Origin of the sequence: Deinococcus sp. YIM 77859 (assembly GCF_000745175.1) — a bacterium.
Classification (GTDB): Bacteria; Deinococcota; Deinococci; order Deinococcales; family Deinococcaceae; genus Deinococcus.
This window is the reverse complement of record NZ_JQNI01000002.1, coordinates 2,262,088-2,282,528: the sequence shown is the minus strand read 5'-3', so window position 1 is coordinate 2,282,528 and position 20,441 is coordinate 2,262,088. Positions and strand designations below refer to the sequence as shown.

The 20,441-nt window shown below is 68.0% G+C and carries 18 protein-coding genes, 2 tRNA genes and 1 other RNA gene; 13 read left to right on the top strand and 8 right to left on the bottom strand.

Annotation, left to right across the window (positions count from 1 at the left end; genetic code table 11):
• Position 1 precedes the first annotated feature (1 nt).
• The gene (topA, locus tag EI73_RS11225) at positions 2-2,878 is read right to left on the bottom strand and encodes a type I DNA topoisomerase (RefSeq protein WP_034388160.1); all 2,877 of its coding nucleotides are present in this window, start codon (positions 2,876-2,878) and stop codon (positions 2-4) included.
• Between the two features lie 137 nt (positions 2,879-3,015).
• On the opposite strand from topA, the gene EI73_RS11220 reads away from it, so the two are divergent.
• Together EI73_RS11220 and EI73_RS11215 are read left to right on the top strand one after the other, a co-directional pair.
• The gene (locus EI73_RS11220) at positions 3,016-3,585 is read left to right on the top strand and encodes a YdcF family protein (RefSeq protein WP_034386768.1); all 570 of its coding nucleotides are present in this window, start codon (positions 3,016-3,018) and stop codon (positions 3,583-3,585) included.
• 201 nt (positions 3,586-3,786) lie between these two features.
• Positions 3,787-4,146 (top strand): hypothetical protein, encoded by a 360-nt coding sequence (locus tag EI73_RS11215; protein ID WP_156103523.1) that lies wholly within the window; start codon positions 3,787-3,789, stop codon positions 4,144-4,146.
• Positions 4,147-4,149: 3 nt separating this feature from the next.
• On the opposite strand, the gene murJ is transcribed toward EI73_RS11215, so the two are convergent.
• A complete protein-coding gene (gene murJ, locus EI73_RS11210) occupies positions 4,150-5,628 on the bottom strand; it encodes a murein biosynthesis integral membrane protein MurJ (protein WP_034386766.1) in 1,479 nt (492 codons plus the stop codon).
• A gap of 322 nt (positions 5,629-5,950) precedes the next feature.
• On the opposite strand from murJ, the gene EI73_RS11205 reads away from it, so the two are divergent.
• Positions 5,951-6,040 (top strand) — tRNA-Ser (locus EI73_RS11205).
• A gap of 40 nt (positions 6,041-6,080) precedes the next feature.
• On the opposite strand, the gene EI73_RS11200 is transcribed toward EI73_RS11205, so the two are convergent.
• Together EI73_RS11200 and queF are read right to left on the bottom strand one after the other, a co-directional pair.
• Complete coding sequence (locus tag EI73_RS11200) at positions 6,081-6,614, bottom strand: VUT family protein (protein WP_197050760.1); 534 nt, start codon at positions 6,612-6,614, stop codon at positions 6,081-6,083.
• Positions 6,615-6,617: 3 nt separating this feature from the next.
• Positions 6,618-7,076 carry a preQ(1) synthase gene (gene queF / locus EI73_RS11195; RefSeq protein WP_034386764.1) on the bottom strand — a complete coding sequence of 153 codons (459 nt, stop codon included), beginning with the start codon at positions 7,074-7,076 and terminating at the stop codon, positions 6,618-6,620.
• A 342-nt stretch (positions 7,077-7,418) separates the two neighbouring features.
• Here queF and hflX point away from each other — a divergent pair, with 342 nt between their 5' ends.
• From hflX to EI73_RS11165, 7 genes are all read left to right on the top strand, one after another.
• A complete protein-coding gene (hflX, locus tag EI73_RS11190; RefSeq protein ID WP_231557325.1) occupies positions 7,419-9,107 on the top strand; it encodes a GTPase HflX in 1,689 nt (562 codons plus the stop codon).
• A gap of 80 nt (positions 9,108-9,187) precedes the next feature.
• A complete protein-coding gene (locus EI73_RS11185) occupies positions 9,188-10,147 on the top strand; it encodes an endonuclease/exonuclease/phosphatase family protein (protein ID WP_051935499.1) in 960 nt (319 codons plus the stop codon).
• A 251-nt stretch (positions 10,148-10,398) separates the two neighbouring features.
• Positions 10,399-12,570, top strand: coding sequence for a family 1 glycosylhydrolase (locus EI73_RS11180; RefSeq protein ID WP_034386761.1), 2,172 nt, complete (start codon positions 10,399-10,401; stop codon positions 12,568-12,570).
• A gap of 70 nt (positions 12,571-12,640) precedes the next feature.
• Positions 12,641-13,585 (top strand): diacylglycerol kinase family protein, encoded by a 945-nt coding sequence (locus EI73_RS11175; protein ID WP_034386760.1) that lies wholly within the window; start codon positions 12,641-12,643, stop codon positions 13,583-13,585.
• A gap of 2 nt (positions 13,586-13,587) precedes the next feature.
• Positions 13,588-14,313, top strand: coding sequence for a PHP domain-containing protein (locus tag EI73_RS11170; RefSeq protein WP_034386758.1), 726 nt, complete (start codon positions 13,588-13,590; stop codon positions 14,311-14,313).
• Between the two features lie 97 nt (positions 14,314-14,410).
• Positions 14,411-14,758: a transfer-messenger RNA gene (gene ssrA / locus EI73_RS15970) on the top strand.
• 47 nt (positions 14,759-14,805) lie between these two features.
• Positions 14,806-14,892 (top strand) — tRNA-Leu (locus EI73_RS11165).
• 49 nt (positions 14,893-14,941) lie between these two features.
• On the opposite strand, the gene EI73_RS11160 is transcribed toward EI73_RS11165, so the two are convergent.
• Genes EI73_RS11160 through EI73_RS11150 form a run of 3 tightly spaced genes read right to left on the bottom strand, consistent with a single transcriptional unit; the run spans position 14,942 to position 17,155 of the window.
• A complete protein-coding gene (locus EI73_RS11160; RefSeq protein ID WP_231557324.1) occupies positions 14,942-15,340 on the bottom strand; it encodes a hypothetical protein in 399 nt (132 codons plus the stop codon).
• Positions 15,341-15,376: 36 nt separating this feature from the next.
• A complete protein-coding gene (zapE, locus tag EI73_RS11155) occupies positions 15,377-16,399 on the bottom strand; it encodes a cell division protein ZapE (RefSeq protein WP_034386755.1) in 1,023 nt (340 codons plus the stop codon).
• 54 nt (positions 16,400-16,453) lie between these two features.
• The gene (locus EI73_RS11150) at positions 16,454-17,155 is read right to left on the bottom strand and encodes a S4 domain-containing protein (RefSeq protein ID WP_034386754.1); all 702 of its coding nucleotides are present in this window, start codon (positions 17,153-17,155) and stop codon (positions 16,454-16,456) included.
• Between the two features lie 38 nt (positions 17,156-17,193).
• Here EI73_RS11150 and EI73_RS11145 point away from each other — a divergent pair, with 38 nt between their 5' ends.
• The 3 genes from EI73_RS11145 to EI73_RS11135 are packed head-to-tail and all read left to right on the top strand — an operon-like array spanning position 17,194 to position 19,270.
• Entirely contained in the window at positions 17,194-17,625 is a 432-nt protein-coding gene (locus EI73_RS11145) for a DUF3197 domain-containing protein (RefSeq protein WP_034386753.1), read from the top strand.
• Between the two features lie 20 nt (positions 17,626-17,645).
• On the top strand, positions 17,646-18,362 hold the full coding sequence (gene rlmB / locus EI73_RS11140) for a 23S rRNA (guanosine(2251)-2'-O)-methyltransferase RlmB (RefSeq protein ID WP_034386752.1): 717 nt from the start codon (positions 17,646-17,648) through the stop codon (positions 18,360-18,362).
• On the top strand, positions 18,359-19,270 hold the full coding sequence (locus tag EI73_RS11135; RefSeq protein WP_034386750.1) for an aldose 1-epimerase: 912 nt from the start codon (positions 18,359-18,361) through the stop codon (positions 19,268-19,270). The genes rlmB and EI73_RS11135 overlap by 4 nt, the downstream gene beginning before the upstream one ends.
• Positions 19,271-19,356: 86 nt before the next feature.
• On the opposite strand, the gene EI73_RS11130 is transcribed toward EI73_RS11135, so the two are convergent.
• On the bottom strand, positions 19,357-20,430 hold the full coding sequence (locus tag EI73_RS11130) for a S1C family serine protease (protein WP_034386748.1): 1,074 nt from the start codon (positions 20,428-20,430) through the stop codon (positions 19,357-19,359).
• Positions 20,431-20,441 lie beyond the last annotated feature (11 nt).

The window sequence follows — 20,441 nt, the reverse complement described above, 5'->3', positions numbered from 1 at the left end:
CCTACGCTCCGCGCGCCGCCTGGTTCAGCTTCTTGCTCGCCTGAAGCGCCAGGCCCTTGGCTTTGTTCACGTCCAGACCAAGCGCGGGAGCCACGTCCTCCACTCGGCGGCCCTGTTCGCGGGTGGCGGTCAGCAGCAGGCGCTCAGGCTCGCTCAGCACCCCCAGGTACGGCTTGAGGTCGGCCCAGGTGAAGGCGGGTTTGGAGGCTGTCGGGCGGGAAGCCGTCCGTTGGCTCGCCTGAGCCGCCGTCTTTTTGGGAGCGGCCTTGGTGACCGTCTTGCTGGTCTTCGCCCGAGACGACGCCCGGTTCGTCTTGACCGGCTTCTGTGCGGCCTTTTTCGGCGCCTTGCCGCGTTCTTCCAGAATCTCCAGGGCACGCTCGGCGGTCAGGCTCGCCCCCTCCTCGCTCGGGCGCAGGGTCGCATTCTTCTCTCCGTCCGTCAGATAGGGCCCGTAGCGGCCCGACTTCAGCAGGATGGGCGCGCGCCCCTCATACTCAAAGGTTTTGAGGGGGGCAGCCGCAGTCCCCCGCGCCCGAAAACGCGGTTGCAGAAAGAGCGCTTCGGCCTCGGGCAAGGTGATGGTCAAAAGCTGCTCGTGGTGAGCGAGGCTCCGCGAGTCATTTCCCCGCTTCAGGTACGGCCCGAACTTGCCGTTCATCGCCCAGATTTCTTCGCCCTCCGACACGCCCACCAGGCGCGGGAGACTGAGCAGCTGTAGGGCACGCTCCAGCGTGATGCTGCCCAAGTCGTCGCCCGGAAACAGGCTGGCCGTACGCAGCGGCGGGTTCCCCTCGCCCAACGTGACGTAGGGGCCGTAGCGCCCGGCACGGGCCACCACCGGCTCCCCGCTGGCGGGATCGGTGCCCAGCACGCGGTCACCGGTGGGGCGGCGCAGCAGCTCCTCGGCCTTTTCGGCCGTCAGCTCATCGGGCGCGAGGTCTTCGGGCAGGTTGGCCTTGTGTTCACCGCGCTGGATATAGGGGCCGTAGCGGCCCACCCGGACCTCAATCCCGGTGCCTTCCAGCCTGGGCACCTGGATGGTGGCAATCCCCCGCGCGTCGATCTCCCCCATCTTGGAGTCGATCAGGGGGCGCAGCGCCATCCCCTCGCCGCCCTCACCCAGGTAGAAGCGGCGCAGATACGGCACCCGCCGCGCTCGCCCGCCCGCGATATCGTCGAGGTCTTCTTCCATCCGCGCGGTGAAGTCGTAGTCCACCAGTTGTCCAAAGTGCCCTTCCAGCAGGGCGGAGGTCGCAAAGGCCGTCCAGGTCGGAACGAGCGCCTGGCCCTTTTTGACCGCGTAGCCCCGGTCCTGAATGGTGCCCAGGATCGAGGCGTAGGTGGAGGGCCGCCCGATACCCGCCGCCTCCAGCGCCTGCACCAGGCTGGCTTCGGTGTAGCGGGCGGGAGGCTGCGTCTCATGGCGTTCTGGTTGCACGCCCTCAGCGGTCACGCGCTCGCCCTCCCGCAGGGGCGGCAGCGGCGTCTCACGGTCTTCCAGGGCGGCGGCGGGGTCATCACTCCCTTCCACATAGGCGCGCAGGAAGCCGGGAAAATCGATCGTGCGCCCCGAAGCGCTGAGGCCTACCGTTTCTCCGCCTGCCGTGCCGGTCAAACGCACCCGCAGGCTGCGGCCCCGCGCGTCCGCCATTTGTGAGGCGACCGTTCGCTTCCAAATGAGGTCATAGAGGCGCCACTCGTCACCTGTGAGCTCGCCGCGCAGCGAGTCGGGCGTGCGAAAGCTGCTTCCGGCAGGACGAATCGCCTCGTGCGCCTCCTGCGCGTTCTTGGCTTTTTTCGTGTACACACGCGGCTGCGGGCTCAGGTACTCCGGGCCGTACATCGCCTGAACCTGCGCGCGGGCTGCGTTCACGGCCTCCCCCGAGAGGGTGGTGGAGTCGGTGCGCATGTAGGTGATGTAGCCTCCCTCGTAGAGCCGCTGCGCCGCGCGCATGGTGCGGGTGGCGGCAAAGCCCAGCTTGCGGCTCCCCTCCTGCTGCAGGGTGGAGGTGATAAAGGGTGGATAGGGCCGCTGCGTAAAGGTTTTTTCCTCTGCGCTCGTCACGCTCAGGCGCTCTCCCTGGAGGCTTTCGGCGAGTGCGCGCGCGGCCGCCTCGTCCAGCAGCCGCACCTCCACCCCCGGCCTGAGCTTGCCGGTGAGGGGGTCAAAATCCTTGCCGGTCGCGAGCCGCCGCCCAGCCACGTCGGTGAGGCGGGCGGGAAAGGTCGCGCCCTGCGCCGTACGGGCGGTCACCAGCAGATCCCACCACGTCCCGCTTACAAAGCGCATTCGCTCGCGCTCACGCTCGACAAGCATGCGAGTGGCCACCGACTGCACGCGGCCCGCGCTGAGTCTTGGTGCCACCTTTTTCCACAGCACCGGGCTGACCTCGTAGCCGTACAGCCGGTCGAGCGCCCGGCGGGCCTCCTGCGCCTCGACGAGGTTGATATCGATGTCGCGGGGATGTTTGATCGCCTGCTCGATCGCCTCTTTGGTGATCTCGTGAAAGACCATTCGTTTGACCGGCACCTTGGGCTTGAGTTCCTGGTAGAGGTGCCAGGCGATGCTCTCGCCCTCACGGTCATCGTCGGTCGCGAGGATGATCTCGTCGGCCTCCGCCGCCAGCTTCTTCAGGCGAGCGACGTGCTGGCGTTTTTCAGGCGAGACGACGTACAGGGGCCGGAAGTCGTCCTCGATGTCGAGACCGAGCCGCGCCCAGGCTTTGGCGCGGTACTTCTCAGGGATATCGGCGGCACGCTTGGGCAGGTCGCGGATATGCCCGATAGACGACTCCACCGCGTACCCCTTTCCGAGGTACTTCTCGATGGTTTTGGCCTTGGCGGGCGACTCGACGATGACGAGGGTTTTGGGCATAGGCAAGAACACTCCCCGAGCAGGGACGAGGTGAGCGTAGCACGGTCTTCCAACCGCACAAGGGAAGACCTGTCACGAGGCGTCCCGCCACCGGCTCGGCAGGAGGCTCTGGTTTTCTTCATGCTACGCTCGCCGCGATGCGTGCCCGCGGCTCCACCGCTTCGCTGCTGCCCCTGCTTCTGCTCGCGGCGCTCGCCTTCGGTTTTCTGCTGCTGCCCCGCTCGCCTGCCCCCCGCGCCGCGCACCCGCATCCCACCGTGGTGGTGCTGGGTGCCGCGCAGTACGCAGGACGGCCCAGCCCGGCTTTCCAGCGGCGGCTTGATCAGGCCCTTGCCCTCTACGAAGCAGGCGGCGTGCGCCGCGTGGTGGTGACGGGTGGCCGCAGGCCTGGCGATCCTCACAGCGAGGGTGAAGTTGGCGTGACCTACCTGAATCGGCGGGGCATTCCCCGCAGCGCCCTCATCGCCGAGACGCGCAGCCGCACCACCGCCGAGAACCTGCGGGGGGCCCGGGTACTGCTGCCGCCCGGCACACCCGTCACCCTCGTGACCGACGAGGCCCACGCTCCCCGTGCCCTGGCCCTCGCCCGCGCTCTGGGCCTGGAGGCCAACGCGAGTGCCAGCCCGCTGGAGCACCCGAACCGGCGCTACCTGCTGCGTGAACGGTTGGCGCTGGTGGCCTATGCGCTGCTGGGCGTGCGGCGCTGAGGCGCGGGCCCTTCCCCACTCCCCCCGTTCCCAAACCGTAGACGCCGCGGCAGGTCAGGAGTACCCTAGAGATGTCGCGACGCGCCTTTCTCTGGAAGAGGCCTGGCCTCCCGGGACGCTTTTCCTGTGGCGCGTGTTTCGATCTCGTCAGCGGGGGCTCTACGCCCACCCGGTGCTCCTGGAGGGGCACCCTCGGAGGTCATGATGAAATTCCTGGTGACCGCCACCCCCAGCCAGGTTCCTCTGCTCGACCTAGGAACCCTGAGGCGGGTGGGGGACTGGCATACCGAGCACGCGGCGAGCGGGTGCATGGTCACGGTGCTCGCGACCGGCTGTCTCGCGGGAATTCTGGAGGCCGAGAGCCCGGCGGCGCTGCATCTCCTCCTCGCCTCCTACCCGGACCGGAACTGCTACACCTGGGAGGTGCAGGCGGTTCAGCCCATGGCCGAACGCTGCGCGCAGGAGGTGCGGGCACGCACCACCCTCCGGAAAGGTCGGCCCCTCAAACCCCAGTTGGAAGGCAGCGTGTTCCCCGCCTGGATGAACCTGCCGCCCGCCTAGCCCTTAGCTCGAGCGCCGCAACCGCCGCAGCACTCCCCTGACCTCCGGGAGCCGCAGGGCCACTGCCCCAGCAAGGTACACGCCCAGCCCCACGCTTCCCGCGACCGCCAACCCCAGCACACCGGGCCCGATGGAACCGGGCTCGGGCAGCGGGCGCGAGACGAGCCAGGCGGCCAGGCCCGCCAACGCGGCGAGGGGCAACACCCGGATGAGGTGCCCGGCGACCGCTCGACCAGGAAACCCCAGTGCCCGGCGGTACAGCAGGGCCAGTGTTCCCCCAATCACGATGCCGCTCACGGTGGTGCTCAGGCCGAAGCCAAGGAGACCCAGGCGGGGAACAAGCAGGCGGTAGAGCAGCACTTCGAGGACAAACCCGGCGGCGCTGACCACCACAGCCTCACGGGTGCGCTCGCGGGCATAAAAGGTGCGCAGCAGGATGGTCACGACCGCCCAGGGGACAAGGGCGAGCGCCCAGCCGGTGAGAATCCAGGTACCGGCGGAGAAGCGGGTGACGCTGTAGTCTCCACCCAGGTTAAAGAGGCTCACGGCGTAGGGGGCCAGCGCGACAAGCAGCGCGCTCATGGGTGCAGCAAGGAAGGTGGTGGTGCGCAGGGCCTGCACGGTCAGCGCCCGAAACTCTGGCCAGTTTCCCTCGGCGGCGAACTGCGAGAAGCGGGGAAAGAGGGCCAGGGCAGGCGAGACCACAAAGAGGCCATTGGCCATCGTAAAGAGCGCCTCCGCATTCCCGTATCCGGCGCGCGTGCCCTGCGGGAACTGCTGCGCGTTCGTGAGCAGACTCAGCACGTAGGCATTCAGAAACTGCCGCGCTCCTGCCGTCAGGGTAAAGGGCGCCATCTGCCGCAGCACACGTCTCAGCGCCGGGTGGCTTCCGAGGGCGGGCGTGGGCAGAAGCCCGAAGCGCGCGAGCGCCGGAAGCTGCACAACGAGTTGCGCAGTGCCGCCCACCAGCCAGCCGACCGCCAGCCAGGTGGCGGTCCCCGGCAGCAGCAGCAGGGCGGCGATGGCGGCCAGGTTGAACGCGACGGGAGCAAAGCTACTTTCTCGGAAGTGCTCGTCGGCGTTGAGAAGCCCCATCGCTACCGCCGAGAGGCTAATCAGCATCAGAAACGGCATCACGAGCCGCGTCATGTAGATCGCCAGCCCACGGTCCACGTTCGACGTACCGGCAAGCAGCAGGTCCACGATCCAGGGAGCCGCCAAGACGCCCAGCGCGAGCAGAACCAGGTTGACCGCGATCAGCAGACCGCTAAAGACACGGGCGAGCTGCCGCCGTCCCGCCTCGTCGAGCGTCTTGTAGACCGGAATAAAGGAATTGACAAGCGCCCCCTCTGCGAGGAGCTCGCGCAGCAGGTTGGGGACGGTGACGGCCACCAAAAAGGCGTCCAGCAGGGTATCGCCGAAGCGGTTGATGATCTGCTGGCGCACGATGCCCGAAAGCCGTGATCCCAGCGTACCGGCCATCACAATCAGGGTATTGGCACGCAGCGACCGGCGCGGGACCGGGGCGGGTGAGGCGGGGCCGCGGGGGGCACGCCGGGATCAGGAGCGGGAGGCGGAACGGTCACGCGGCCAACTGTAGTGCGGGAAGCGGCCAGCGGCCAGCCCTGGTCAGTTCCCCGGCCGCACCGGGAGCGGCTCATACACGCTCTTCACGCTGCCATTCCCGAAAGTGACTCTCGCACATGCGGCGCGGGTCGGAAGCCGCAACTCTGCACCCCTCCCCAAGTTCCCGCACCTGTGCTATATTTTCCGGTGCCCACCGGCCAAGGCCGGAGCCACCTGCGGAGAGGTGCCAGAGTGGTTGAATGGGTCGGTCTCGAAAACCGAAGTAGTCGCAAGGCTACCGTGGGTTCGAATCCCACCCTCTTCGCCAAGAACGCCGCCCCTGACCTAGGTCAGGGGCGGCGTTCAGCTCAGGCGACGGCGCTTCGGCGGGTGGAGGCGTGCAGCAGCAGGCTCCAGGCGAAGCCGCCCGCCGCCTTGGCCACGAACTGGAGCAGGATGATGCCCAGCGGAAAGCCGCCAAACGCCAGCACTGGAAACACCAGGCTGTCCACTGCGGCGCCCACCACATTCGAGGCGTTGCTGCGGTCCAGAAAGGGCCGCTGCCGCCGCAGGTGATAGACCAGGGCATCGGCCGTCTCGCTGAGGGCAAAGGCGACCACGCTCGCCAGGGCCACCCGGCCCGCCCCGGCGTTCAGCGCGGAGGAGAGCGCGCCGCCCGTGATGATCAGCAGCAGCATGTTGCGGCCCACCCGGCGGCCCCACAGGTCGTGGAGGCGGTCACGGGTGGCCAGGTTGAGGCCGATGAACAGGAAGGCGACCAGCGGGGCCAGGGCCGCGCCGAACGCGGCAATCACGAGGTTGGCGGCCACCACGGCCGCAAGGTACACCGCCGTGAGCAGGGCGGCCTGGCCGCGCCACCCGCCTAGGGAGGAAGCCCGCACGGGTTACGCGCCCTGCCCGCCCTGGTCGGGGGCCACGTAACGAACGGTGCAGACCGTGTTCAGGCCGCCGCGCATCCCGTAATCACAGCGGATCTCCATCCGCAGCGGGTCGAGGAGCCGCACCAGATCCGCCAGCAGGCGGCGGGTGGCGTGCTCATGGTAGATGCCTACGAACCGGTAGCTGGTCAGGTAATACTTCAGGCTCTTGAGTTCCACGCACTTTTCACGCGGGAGGTAGCGAATACGCAGTTGCCCGAAGTCCGGTAGGCCGCTCCAGGGGCACACCGGGCTAAACTCGTCCGTAGAGATCTCAATCTCCATCGGCTCGCCGGGGTACGCCGCTGGATCGTCTTCGCGCACGTAAGGGAAGGTATCGAGCACGGCCACGTCGATGGCCTCGAGGCCCTGAACGTCGTAGCGGCGGTCGAATCCCGCCTGGGCAGGCTTCTCGGTCGTCTTCATGTCTCCTCCTCGGTTCCGCCGGAAGCAGAACAGACCAACAGAACAGGTCGGTCCAGCGGGCAGGGTAGCGCACCCCGGGGGGCGAGTGTGACCGGAACCTCCGCCAAGCGGCGGATGCGCTTCCCCTCTCCCCATGTCACCCTGACCCCACAATGCTGAAGAATCTCCAGTAAAGGCACACCTTCTGCCGCCCGCACCCGGTTTACCCTGGGTCGATGCCGGAACGTGCCTCAGCCCCGCCGCGCGGACCGTGTCCGGGTGGCGCCGAGCGCGTTCTTTTTCCCTCTCTCACCGCAAAGGAAGTGACCCACCATCGATAAAGTTCACGGCAACACGTCGGGTTTGAAACCGGCACAGCTCAAGGCCCTCGGCAACCTGTACCGCCGCCGCATCGAGCCCGGGCGCATCGGCTCGCCCGAACTCGCGCGCAACCTGGCCGAACTCTCGTCGGAGATCCGGCGCGAGGTCAGCGTGCTCATCGACCGCCGCGGCCGCGTGATCAGCGTCTCGGTCGCGGACGCAAAGGGCGCCGCGCTGCCTGACCTGCGCCTGGGTGAACGCCGCCTGGCAGGCTTTCACCTGCTCCACACCCACCCGCGAGGCGGGGCGCTCAGCAAGGGGGACCTCTCCACCCTATTCCTGAAGCGGCTGGACGCCGTCAGCGCTCTCGAGGTGCGCGAGGGGGGACAGCCCGGCCTGGTCCACACCGCGCACCTCACACCCCCCGGCACGGTGGGCGAGGAAGAGGACTGGCGCATCCTGCCGCCGGTACCTTCCTTCCAGATCGGTGACTTCGACCTGGGGGCACAGGTGTCGGCGCTGGAGGAGGAAATCGCCCGCGCCGCTCGCACGCGCGAGGCGCAAAAGGAGCGCGAGCGCGCCATCCTCGTCCAGATCGACCAGGGCGAGTTCGACGCCGAGGAGCGGCTGGACGAACTCGCGGAGCTGGCCCGAACGGCGGGAGCCGAGGTCGTCCACCAGGAGCTGATCTACCGCCGCAACCTCAAGCCGGGCACCCTGGTCGGGGCAGGCAAGCTGGAGGAACTCACCAGCCGGGCATACCACCTGGACGCCGACCTGCTTATTTTTGGGCAGGAACTCGGCCCGGCCCAGGCGCGCGAGATCGAGGCGGCGACCGGCCTCAAGGTCCTGGACCGCACCCAGCTTATTCTGGATATCTTCGCGCTCCACGCGCAGGGGGTGGAATCGCGGCTTCAGGTGGAACTCGCGCAGCTCCGTTACATGAAGCCCCGGCTGCTGGGCGCAGGGGCGGCCTTATCGCGCATCGGCGGCAGTGCGGGAAGCGCGGCGGGCGGGGCGATCGGCACGCGCGGCCCCGGTGAAACCAAGCTGGAGCTGGACCGCCGCCGCATCAACGACCGCATCTCCTTCCTAGAAAAGCAGCTGGAAGCCGTGGCGGTACGCCGCGAGGAACGCCGCAAGGGCCGCGCGCGCAATGACGTGCCGGTGATCTCGATCGTCGGCTACACCAACGCGGGCAAGTCCACACTGCTGAACGCCTTTACCCACGCCGCCGAGGAACCCCGCCGCGTGTTGGCCGAGAACAAGCTGTTTGCCACCCTGCGCCCAACCAGCCGTCAGGGGTACATCGAGGGCATCGGCCCGGTCGTCTTGACCGACACGGTGGGCTTTATCCGCGACCTGCCCCGTGACCTGGCGCGGGCCTTCCGCGCTACGCTGGAAGAAATCGGGGACGCTGACGTGCTGCTGCACGTGGTGGATGCGGCGAGTCCTGGTGCGGACCTGCGCCAGGCCGCTGTGAACCGCATTCTGGAAGACCTCGGCCTGCGCGAGATGCCCACCGTCATCGCGCTGAACAAGGCGGACGCCGCCGACCCCGAGACGCTGGAACGCGAGGCCAGGCACACCGGGGGCATTCCGGTCAGTGCCCTCAGGAACCTGGGGCTGGCGGACCTCAAGGAAGCTCTGGCCGACGCCATCGCCGGGGTGCAGCGGCAGGAGCTCGCGCAGCGGGAGGAGGCGCGGGAGCGGGCGGCGGAGTACCGCTAAACCGGAACGTGGCCAGCGGGCAGTACCCCCACCTCTACGGACCACCCCAAGCCTCTCACCCTCCCGTGAGAGGCTTTTTTATGCGCCTCGCCTGGACGTACCTTCTTGCCGTCGCAGCCGTCTGGTTCCTGGGCAACTTCGTCGGGGAAGGGGCGGTGCCGACGCTGCTCCTCGCCTACGCACCCCCGCTGCTGTGGCTGCTGCCCGCGCCGTTCGTGCTGGCGTGGGCGCTGTGGCGGCGGCGGGGTGCGGGCGTCGCGCTGGCAGGAATGCTGCTGGCCATGTGGGGCGCGGGGCTTCTCCACTGGCGGCCCCAGCAGGACGGCACGCTGCGGGTGACGACGTTGAACGTCTCACGCGGCAGGCTGGGCACGCCGGAGGGAATCGCGGCGGCCCTGCGAGCGGCGGATGCCGACCTGCTGCTCCTTCAGGAGACGAACTTCACGCGGCCGGAATTCAGGGCGAAACTGCTGGCGGGGTTGCCGGGCTACACCGTCCAGACCGGGCAAGAGGTGATGACGCTCTCACGGCTGCCGGTTGAGGCCGCCCACAGGTACGCCCTGCCGGGGAGCGAGCGGACCATTCTGGAAGTGCGGGTGCGCTGGCGGGGGCAGAGGCTCCGGGTGGTGAACGCGCACCTGGGGACCGTGCTGGTGTCCAGCGTACTGAAGGGCGACTTCGCCAGGGTGCGGCGGACCCGGGACACGCGGACGGGGCAGGTGAGGGTGCTGTCAGGCCTCGCCGGGCAGGAGCCGGGGCCACTGCTGCTGGGCGGCGACCTGAACACGCCGCCACGTGGTCTGCTGTACCGCCAACTTCAGCGGGCGTTCGGCCCCGACGCCTTTGACCGCGCCGGACGCGGCCCGGGCTGGACCTTTCCCAGCCTCCTCCTGCGGATTGACCACGTGATGGCGCGGAACCTCAGCCCCACGCGGGCACAGGTCCTGCCACCAGCGGGCAGTGACCACCGGCCGCTGCTGGTGGAATACCGTGAGGGGAGGCTCTTTTCCTCAGGCTCCCGCTCTCCCTCCTCACCTTGAGCCGAGGCTGAGCAGAGCAAACGTTGGCATCAGAGAACGATTAAGTTTTTTGCACGGCCGTTGGAGCCCTCCACCTCGCCCTACCCGGCAGAATGCTCCGAGGTCTTTCGCTCGCAGAGCCGGGTGACTGCCGCCTTTCCGTTTTGTCTGGGTTCGGTCCTGGAGCCTGCTGAAGGTGTGGATGCCCGAGGCGGTCTCAGCGTCCGGCGGAACGCTGCGGCAGCCAGCACCCGGGAGAGAGGGAGGTTGACTTGCGAAATCTGGAACTGTGGGCAGGCGTCGAACCGACGGTCAGCCGCGTAGGGAATGAGTACCTCGATCAACTGGCCCTCAGTGGCTTTGACCGCCGCCTTTCTGATCTCGACCGACTGGCCGGGCTGGGGATCACCGCCATGCGCTTTCCGTTGCTGTGGGAACGCACCGCGCCGCAGGGCGTAGCGCAGGCCGACTGGCGCTGGGCCGACATGCGCCTCTCCCGTCTCGCACAGCTTGGCGTAGAGCCGGTTGTGGGGCTGGTGCATCACGGGAGCGGGCCGCGGCAAACCCACCTGCTTGATCCCGGCTTTGTGGAGGGCCTGAAGGCCTATGCCCGCGCCGTCGCCGAGCGCTATCCACACGTCACGGCGTATACGCCCGTCAACGAACCGCTCACCACCGCCCGCTTCTCCGCCCTGTACGGCCACTGGTACCCCCATGCGCGGGACGAGCAGAGCTTCTGGAAAGCGCTTATGCACCAGTTGCGCGCCACCGTGCTGGCGATGCGGGAGATTCGCCAGGTGAATCCGCAAGCGCGGCTGATTCAAACGGAAGACCTGGGTCACGTGGCCAGCACGCCGGGCCTACGCTACCAGGCGGACTTCGAAAACGAGCGGCGCTGGCTGAGTTTTGACCTGCTGCTGGGCCGGGTGGACGAGGGGCACCCCCTGTGGAGCTACCTGCGCTGGGCGGGCGCCAGCGAACGCGAAGTGCTGTGGTTTGCCGAGCATCCCTGCCCACCAGACATCCTCGGCCTGAACGCCTACGTCACGAGCGAGCGCTTCCTCGACGAGCGCGTCCACCTCTACCCGCCGCACCTGCATGGCGGCAATGGCCGTGATGTCTACGTGGACGTGGAGGCCGTGCGGGTACAGGGCGAGCCCATCGGTGGGCCAACCGCGCGGCTGCGCGAGGCCCATGCCCGCTACGGCCTCCCCCTGGCGGTTACCGAGGTTCATCTGGGCTGCACCCGCGAGGAGCAGTTGCGCTGGCTGCTGGACACCTGGCAGGGCGCGCAGCGGGTCCGGGCAGAGGGGGCGGACGTGCGCGCCGTCACCGCCTGGGCCGCCTTGGGCGCCTTTGAGTGGAATAGTCTCCTCACCCGGCGGGAGGGCCACTACGAGAGCGGGTTGTGGGACGTGCGCGCACCCCAGCCCCGCCCCACTGCCCTCGCGCACCTTGCCCGCCAATTGGCCAGCGGCCAGCCTCCGAGTCACCCGGTGCTCGCCGGGCCGGGCTGGTGGCGGCGCGAGGAACGCTTTCTCTTCACCCCCTACGGCCCCGTGCAGACGGAACCGGCAGCCGGAAAACCGCTGCTGATCACCGGAGCGACGGGAACGCTGGGGCGCGCGCTGGCCCGTGCCTGCGAACTGCGGGGCTTGCCCTTTCACCTCCTCTCCCGGCAGGAACTCGACATCGCCGATTCGCGGTCGGTCACGGCGGCTCTGCGGGAGTATGACCCCTGGGCCCTCCTCAACACCGCCGGGTATGTGCGTGTGGACGACGCGGAGGACGACCCCCGCAACGACCGTGAGAACGCTCGGGGACCGCAGGTGCTTGCCGAGGCCTGCGCCGCAGCCGGCGTGCAGCTTGTCACCTTCTCCTCTGACCTGGTGTTCGACGGACGCAAGGGCGCACCGTACGTCGAGTCGGATACACCCGGCCCCCTGAACGCCTACGGCCGCAGCAAACGCGCGGCGGAAGAGGCGGTCTTGTCGCTGTTGCCCGGCGCGCTGGTCGTGCGGACGAGCGCCTTTTTCGGTCCCTGGGACCCGTACAACTTCGCGGCGTACGTGGTGCGCGAACTGCGGGCAGGCCGCACGGTGCGGGCCGCCACCGACCAGATCGTGTCGCCAACCTATGTGCCCGACCTGACCTGCGCCGTGCTCGACCTCCTGATCGACGGCGAGGGCGGCGTATGGCACCTGGCCAACCGGGGAGCGGTCAGCTGGGCGGATTTTGCTCGGCAGGTCGCGGCCGTATCGGGCCTGGACCCCGCCCGGGTGGAGGGTGTGCCCACCTCCACCCTGGGGCAGCGGGCGACGCGTCCAGCCTACAGCGCGCTGGGAAGTGAACGGGGCTGGCTTATGCCAGACCTTGAAGACGCGCTGCACCGCTGGAGCCATCAGGCCGAAGTGACCGGCGAAGAGCGGCTGGCGGCGGACTGAAGGCTGAGGGACGCCCCATGTGGTCTCAGAGGTTGTCCTCCGGTGGAGTGAGATCGGGTACTTTGGTTCCATGACCCAAGGCACTGCGGTCGTGGGACCGGGCTCCGGCCCTGATGTCACCAACGCCACGCTGATTTTCAACGCCAAGGCAGGCGGCAGTGCCCGTGCGAGCCCGGATCACCTGGTGGAGGCCCTGCTTGCGATCGGCTACCACCCGGTGTACCGAGCAACCGACGATGAATCGGCTCTGGTGGCGGCCCTCCGTGGCGTGCGGGGTACCGTGTTTGTGGCGGGGGGAGACGGCACCGTTCGGGCCGCTGCCCTGCATCTGGCTGGCCGGGACGGCGTGCGTCTCGCCCTGATCCCGATGGGTACCGCCAACAACGTCGCCCGGACACTGGGGATCGAGGGTGAGCCGCTGGACGTGATTGCCGCCTATGCCGACGCCCGGACACTGCCGCTCGACCTAGGACGCGTGACGGCCCCCTGGGGCAGTGACCTCTTTCTGGAAGCCTGTGGCTGTGGAGTCTTTGCAGACGTCCTTGCCGAGTATGACCCCCAGGAAGGCAAGAGCCCGCTGCGGGCCGTTGGGGCGCTGGCCACAGCCGCAACGAACTTTGAGCCGCTGCCCCTTGCCCTCACGCTGGACGGGAAGGCGCAGCCGGAGGCCCGCTACGCTCTTGTGGAGGTCATGAACACGAAGGCGACCGGCCCCCGGCTCAGCCTCGCGACAAGCGCTGACCCGACGGACGGACAACTCAACGTGATCCGCGTGAACGCCGAGGAACGGGAGGGGCTCTTCCGCTACGCTACCGCCCTCGCTGGGGACACGTTCGAGCAGCTGAGCAGTGTGGTGAATGATTCGGTTCGCTGCGCCGAGCTGCCCTATCTGGGACAAGCTTTTCATGTGGACGGCGAGGTACGGCCCGCACAACCCGGCGTCACCGGCAGCGTACGGATAGAGGTCTGGGCGGGTGCCCTGTCGGTGTTGGTGCCGAATGGGCAGGAGGGCTAGCTATGGCCGTTTGGCCCAACAACATCGTGTTTCGAGAGGGCGTGCAGGTGATGCGCATGGACCTGCATACCCATACCGAGGTCAGCCACGACTGCCGCACGCGGCTCCGCGACATCCCCGGCTGGATGCTGCGGACCAACACCCGCGTGATCGCCGTGACCGACCACGACCAGCAGCGCGGCGGTCCTCTCCTCGCCCAGATCGTGGCTGATCTGGGGCTAGAGAGCCGCCTGAGCATCATCCCCGGCGAGGAGATCACCACCTCGCAGGGCGAACTGATCGGCCTCTTTCTGCACGAGCGCATTCCGCCGGGGCTCACGCCCGAAGCCACCGTTCGCGAGATCAAGGCGCAGGGCGGCCTGGTGATGCTCCAGCACGGCTTCGACCCCCTCAAACGCTACCGCCTCCGGCCCGAAGCAACCGCGCGAATTGCTGATCAGGTCGACATCGTAGAAAGCTTCAACTCGCGCGTCTCGCGCCACCGCTGGAACCTGGTAGCAGCCCAATGGGCCCACGAACGCCGCCTCCCCGTCTGTGCCGGAAGTGACGCCCATACCCTCCACGACATCGGTGAGGCGTGGGTGGAAACCCCTTTCCGCCTGGTTCGCACGCCCGCCGACCTGCTCGCCGCGTTGCGTGAAGGCGTGGTCGCTGGAAGCTGGACCCACCCGGTGTACGCCTACGGGCGCAAGCAGTGGCGGAACCTGCGCGGACGCTGGTCACGCTGACGCCTCTCTGAGAGAACATCGTGCTCAAGATCAGCGTTTGGTCAGCAGTCTTCTGCTACACTTCCTCTTGCCGGAGTGATCCGGCGCTGCAGGCACTGGGGGTGACCCGGTTTCGACAGGGGAACTGAAGGTGATGCCGCGTGTCGAGGTGCCGTTGGCCTCGTAAACAAACGGCAAAGCCATTAACTGGCAACCAGAACTACGCTCTCGCTGCTTAAGTGAGACAGTGACCGCGAAGCCCGGCCTTTGGCGTCGCGCGAGCTGAACCAAAAGAAGGCTAGCCCCGGCGAGGTTCCATAGCCGCAGGCGAAACCACCTGGAACTAAGGTGAGAGGAAACCTGCCCGCTGGTGGCCTCTGACCTGACAATGAAAGAGCGGGCTACACACGTAGACGCACGCTGGAAGGACTCTTGGACGGCGGTTCGACTCCGCCCACCTCCACCACCAGGCCCCGCCCCAGGAGGCGGGGTTTTTTCTATACTGCTGCTTATGCCGGGATGGCGGAATCGGTAGACGCATCCGACTTAAAATCGAACGCCCACCAGGGCATGCGGGTTCAAGTCCCGTTCCCGGCACCAGTTCTAGCCCCGCTGCGGCGGGGTTTTTCTGAAAAGGTCCTCAGCGGGCTCAGTAGGCCAGGCCGCCGCGCCGAAGCTGAAAGCCTGTTTTGGTAAAGGCGACCATCACCGTACGGCCGTCCGCTTGGAAGGTGAGTTCCGAATTCTGAAAGGTGGCGCTGTCTTTGCTGAGGCAGGTCGCCTGCAGGTTGTAGGTCCGGCCCTTTTGAAAGCGGGGAAGAGACGCGTCTTTTCCCCCTAGGGGTTTGACCTGCCCGTCGGGCAAAACGGCGACTTGGGCCGTGAGTTTCCCGCCCTCATACACCTTGACGGCGACACTCAGGCAGGGCGAGGAGCTGTCATACACGGCGAGCAGCCCGTCCAGCTGAAGAGAGGCAGCGCCGGACAGAGCGGCACCGCTCAGGAGGACGGCCAGACCCACCCGCCCAACAGGAAACGGCGTAGACATTTCCCCGAGCATAGGCAGGCGGCTCATGCAACGCTCTTACAGCTCGGCTCGTGCCTCGTGGAGCAGTTCGGAGAGGCGGCTGAGGCAGCGGCTGTACTTCTTGGCGTAGGCGCCGTGGCGGTAGGTTTCGCAAAAGAGGCTTCCCAGCGGGGCCCCCGTAAAGGCAGCGCGCAAGCCTAGATCGTACAGTTTGTCGACGAAGTGCACAAACCGCAGGGCGACATTCTGGTCAGGCATGGGGGAGAGGTCGGTGACGGCCAGGGCCTCGACCCCGGCCAGCAGCTTCGTGAAGCGGCTGGGATGCACCTCCAGCAGATGGCGGTTCAGGTCTCGGTGGCGCACCACCGCCAGGGTGGCTTCGGGCTGACGGGCCAGCCACGCCTGAAACTCCTCGGGAGTCAGGGGCTGGGCCGGAGTTGTGCCGCGCTGGCGGTAGTCGGGGCCATCCACTCGGTGCGTCTCGAAGCGGCGAGCGATGCCCTGGATCTGCCGCTGAAAGTCCGCCGCGTTGAAGCGGCCCTGCCCCAGCGCGCCGGGCTCGGTGTTGCTGGTGGCGACCACACTGGTTCCGGCGGGCATCAGTTGCCCCAGGAAGGTGTTGGCCATGTGGGTGTTGCCGGGGTCGTCCAGCTCAAACTCGTCGATCAGCAGCAGGTCGTGGTCCCGGAAGGCGTCGACCGCGCGGGCCATTCCCAGCGCGCCGATGATGTACATCAACTCCTGAAAGCTCATCAGGGCACGTTTGCCCTCGGCGGCGTGGTAGGCGCTGGCCAGGAGGTGCGTCTTGCCCACACCAAAGCCCCCGTCCAGGTAAAGGCCACGGCCCTCGGTCCGTTCCGAGGAGAACAGCCTGCGGCGAAACAGCCGAAAGCCGCCGGGACGCACCTGCGCGCCCTTCAGGAAGGCCTGGAGGCTCGCGCGGGCCGCTTCCTGGCTGGGAAACTGCGGATTCGGACGGTAGTTCTCGAAGCGCACATGCTGAAAGCGGGCGCTGGGCGCAAGGCCCGCCGTCAGTTCGTCGGGGGTGAGCCCGGGGTTACGGGAGAGAAGATCAATCATGGATGCAACAAGACCTGAAACCGAGCCGCGGTGGCCGCGAAAACGTCTTTCCCCTCAACGGTGAACCTCCAGTTCTACCCTGAAATTCCCGCGCCGCGTCTCGTTGACCACTCGCTTAAAGTCGATGCGGCCGATCCCCTCCGCGCTGAGGCTATCGCCCTCGCGAATCTCGCTGCTCGCGCGGGCCGGTTGGCCGTTGAGCCTGACCTTGCCGCCGTCGATGCCCTGTTGAAAATAGGCGCGGCTGACGCCGAAGCCCTTGGCGCCAACCACGTCCACCCGCATGGAGGGCACCACGACCTCGCGGGTCTTGCTGCCGCGCCCGGCCGTCTCGCCGACCGTCTCCACCGTGACCTCACGGCCACCCAGTTCGGTGAGGTCCGCCAGGGTCTGGGTGGCTTTGCCCGTCGCTGCGATCAGGAAGGCTCCGCCGCGTTCCTCGCGGACGTCCCCAAGCTGGTCTTCGGGTAGGCTCAGGCGGCGCAGCTGCACCGTGAAGTCCTGCACGTCCCAGGGCGGGCCCCCTGCCCCCGGGGTCACGCGCAGGACGGTCACGCCGCTGTCCACCTCAGGAATGTGGGCGGGGTACAGGGTGAGCACCACCCGCCGGGCGTCGGGAAAGCCACCCGCCAGCACATAGCGCACCTCATCATCTTGCAGTGAGCGGCGGTCGATGTCGTCGCCATCCACAAAGGGCGTGCGGACTACGCGCCCACCGCGCGCCTGCGCCACCAGCGTGGGGAGCTTCTGCTTCATACGGGCAGGATAGCGTCAGCAGCTATACACTGGCCCCCATGCACATTCCCGACCCATTCGGCGTGCCGGGCGCGCCGCTGGAGACGCTACAGGCCATGCTCGCCCACCTGGAGGGCCTGGGTGAGGTGGACGGGCAGCTCATCCTGATCACGGACCGGCAGGACGAGCAGCCCCGCGGGCGTTACGCGGCCCTGCTCACCGTGGGGGAAGAAGCCCTGGTGACGGCGCCCGCCTTTGGCCCGGCGTACGGTCCGGCAGGAGCGCAGGCCCTCGCGGACCTGACCCGCTGGGCGCAGGCGCGCGGGTGGCCGGTGCGCGAGACGGTGCTTCCCGGGTCGGACTTCGTGCGGGTGCTGGCCGAGCCCGAAGAGGCAGAGGTGGCCCGCCTGATCGCAGCGAGCAACCCCAGCGACCCCGCCATCTACACCGCGCCCCCCAAGCCGGCCCGGGATGAGGACGAGTGGGAGTAACGCCCCGCTAGACTGCCTCCATGCTGCTGTACGGACGGAACCCGGTGCTCGAAGCCCTCAAGGAAGGGCGCGTGAAGGAGGTACTGGTCGCGCGCGGCGTCGAGGAGGCGTTCGTGCGCGACCTGGGGGCATTTGACGTGCCCCTGCGTTTTGCCCCGCGCATCGAGCTCGACCAGCTCGCGGGCACCACGGCACACCAGGGGGTGATCGCCGAGGTTGAAGACCTTGCCTGGGCGACGGTAGACGACATTCTCGACCGGGCCGAGGCGCGTGGGGAAGACCTCCTGATCGTGCTGCTGGACGGCATCACCGATCCCCGCAACTTCGGCGCGATCATTCGTTCGGCGGAGGTGTTGGGGGCACACGGCGTCGTGGTGGAGGAACGCCGCAGCGCGCCCCTTTCCCCGGTGGTCGCCAAAACGGCGGCGGGTGCCACGAGTTACCTGCCGGTCGCGCAGACCAAAAATCTGCCCCGCTTGATCGATGGGCTCAAGGAGGAAGGCGTGTGGGTCTACGGTGCGGCGGGCGAGGCCGCGCAGGACGTGGGCCAGACCGACCTGAGCGGCAAGGTGGCCCTGGTGATCGGCGCGGAAGGCGAGGGTCTGCGCCGCCTGGTGCGCGAGAAATGTGACGCCCTGGTCCGCATTCCTACCCGCGGACAGGTCAAAAGCCTCAACGCCTCGGTCGCAGCGGGCATCCTGCTGTATGAGGCGGCGCGGGCACGGGGAAAAAAATGACCTGGCAGGTCGAGCGCATCGCCAGCGCACACCTGACGCTGGAGGTGCTCCCCGAGGTCGGCGCGAGCGTCCTAAACCTGCGCGCGGCATCGGGCCGTCCGGTGCTGCGCCACGTGAACCTGGCCGACGTCAACACCAGCAGCCAGTGTGCCAGCTTTACGCTGCTGCCCTACTCCAACCGCATCCGGGACGCCCGCTTCTCCTTTCAGGGCCGCGAGGTGCAGCTTCGCCCCACCACCAAGGACGGCCTCGCCCAGCACGGCGACGTGCGCAACCGGCCCTGGGAGGTCACGCGCGTCTCGGAAACGCACCTCCGCTGTGACTTCGACAGCCGAGCCTTTCCCGACATGAATTGGCCCTGGGCCTTTACGGCGCGTGTCGAATACCTCCTGCACGGCCCGCACCTCGACACCAGCGTGACGCTGACGAATGTGGACACGAGCGAGATGCCCGCTGGAATGGGGCTGCACCCCTACTTTACCCGCTGGCAGGACGGCATAGACCCGCGTCTCGGCTTTGAGGCGGCCCTGACCTACGACACGGACGAACGGCAACTCCCCACCGGGGGCGCGCGCCCGCTGCGCCCGGACGAGGACTACCGAACGCCTGCACCCGTCGGGGACAGGCAGCTCGACCGCGTGTATACCGCCTGGAACGGTGTGGCCCGCCTGGACTGGACCAGCACCAGCGGCGAGCGCCGGGCCCTGAGCCTCACCGCTGACCCGGTGTATTCGCATCTGGTGGTCTTTACGGCGCCTGATGGCAGCCTGGCGCTGGAACCCGTCACGCACGCGACCGACGCCTTTAACCTTGCCGCACGGGGCGTGAGCGGCACCGACCTGCGAACGCTTCTGCCGGGACAGAGCCTGGGGGGCGCGTTCCGAATCACGCTGGAAGGAGCGTGGTAGGGGGCCGGATGCGCGTGAAGGCCATACGGAGTCCTACAGGGATGGCATTCCCGTTCAACCACATCCGCATCAGGCTGTGGGGACACTCAGTTCAGATCAGGGAGGGTGCGCATGCCGACCAGCTCGATGCGGGCCTCCCGTTCCTGTCCGTCCCGCACGTACCCCAGCGTGATGGTGTCCCCGACCTTGGCGCGGCGAATGGCGCTGATCACCTCGTTGGCGTCGCGGGTGCGCTGACCGTTCACGCGGACGATGACGTCCCCGAGGCCCGTCAGGTTTCCATTTCGGTCGAAGGTCGCGCCGCGCAGCCCAGCGCGGGCGGCGGGACTGCCACGGGCGATGCGGTCCACGACGCCGCCGGGCGGGTCTGTGAAGCCGCTGTGACGCATGTCAAAGATTAGTCCGACCACCGGTACGTCCCGCTGCTCACCCCGCCGCAGTGCGGCGATGAGTTCATTCCCTTCGGTGACGGGGACCGCATAGCTGGCGCGGGTCTGACCGCTCCCATCCAGCCGGATATAGCTCACCACGCCGATGGCCTGCCCGTTGCCGTCGATGATCGGCCCGCCGCTGTCGCCCGGCGCGAGGGGAGCGTCCATCTCCAGCGTGCCCTGCGGGAAGTCGGCCCGGCCCGCCTCCGCCCCCAGCCGCAGCAACCTGCCCCGGCGCGGTTGCAAGAAGTCGCCCCCGCTGTTGCCGATGGCAAGGACCGTCTCGCCCACGCGCGGCGGGCGGGTGGCGAGCTTGAGCACTGGAAAAGGCCCCCGCCCCCGCACCTGGAGAAGCGCCACGTCGGCCTGCGCGTCATAGGCAGTCACACGGGCGGGCAGGGTCTGGCCCGAAAGGGTGCGGATCTGAAAGAGCTGCCCGCTGCCCACCACGTGGTACGCAGTGAGGACCTGCCCGTCTTCGGAGATGAAAAAGCCGGTGCCGATCCCACCCTCGCCCGTACGCGCGTTCAGGGACTCCACCCGCACGACCGCCCGGCGCGACCGCGTAAAGAGTTCCCGGGTGTTCTCGGGAAGCGAGTTGGGCAGGGTCTGCTGGACGGCGGGCGGGGAGGCGGTCTCCACCGCACCCGGTGCCGTCCACCGTTCCGGCAACAGGTAGGCTGCCAGCGCGAGCAGCAGCAGCACGGGAAGCCAGGGCAGGGGGCGCACGCCGCCAGTCT

Coding starts and splice junctions, on each gene's coding strand:
- EI73_RS11215 (WP_156103523.1), top strand. CDS start 3,787: ATGATGAAATTCCTGGTGACCGCCACCCCCAGCCAGGTTCCTCTGCTC.
- murJ (WP_034386766.1), bottom strand. CDS start 5,628: ATGGCCGGTACGCTGGGATCACGGCTTTCGGGCATCGTGCGCCAGCAG.
- EI73_RS11175 (WP_034386760.1), top strand. CDS start 12,641: ATGACCCAAGGCACTGCGGTCGTGGGACCGGGCTCCGGCCCTGATGTC.
- topA (WP_034388160.1), bottom strand. CDS start 2,878: ATGCCCAAAACCCTCGTCATCGTCGAGTCGCCCGCCAAGGCCAAAACC.
- EI73_RS11185 (WP_051935499.1), top strand. CDS start 9,188: ATGCGCCTCGCCTGGACGTACCTTCTTGCCGTCGCAGCCGTCTGGTTC.
- zapE (WP_034386755.1), bottom strand. CDS start 16,399: ATGATTGATCTTCTCTCCCGTAACCCCGGGCTCACCCCCGACGAACTG.
- queF (WP_034386764.1), bottom strand. CDS start 7,076: ATGAAGACGACCGAGAAGCCTGCCCAGGCGGGATTCGACCGCCGCTAC.
- EI73_RS11135 (WP_034386750.1), top strand. CDS start 18,359: ATGACCTGGCAGGTCGAGCGCATCGCCAGCGCACACCTGACGCTGGAG.
- EI73_RS11150 (WP_034386754.1), bottom strand. CDS start 17,155: ATGAAGCAGAAGCTCCCCACGCTGGTGGCGCAGGCGCGCGGTGGGCGC.
- EI73_RS11170 (WP_034386758.1), top strand. CDS start 13,588: ATGGCCGTTTGGCCCAACAACATCGTGTTTCGAGAGGGCGTGCAGGTG.
- EI73_RS11145 (WP_034386753.1), top strand. CDS start 17,194: ATGCACATTCCCGACCCATTCGGCGTGCCGGGCGCGCCGCTGGAGACG.
- EI73_RS11220 (WP_034386768.1), top strand. CDS start 3,016: ATGCGTGCCCGCGGCTCCACCGCTTCGCTGCTGCCCCTGCTTCTGCTC.
- EI73_RS11160 (WP_231557324.1), bottom strand. CDS start 15,340: ATGTCTACGCCGTTTCCTGTTGGGCGGGTGGGTCTGGCCGTCCTCCTG.
- rlmB (WP_034386752.1), top strand. CDS start 17,646: ATGCTGCTGTACGGACGGAACCCGGTGCTCGAAGCCCTCAAGGAAGGG.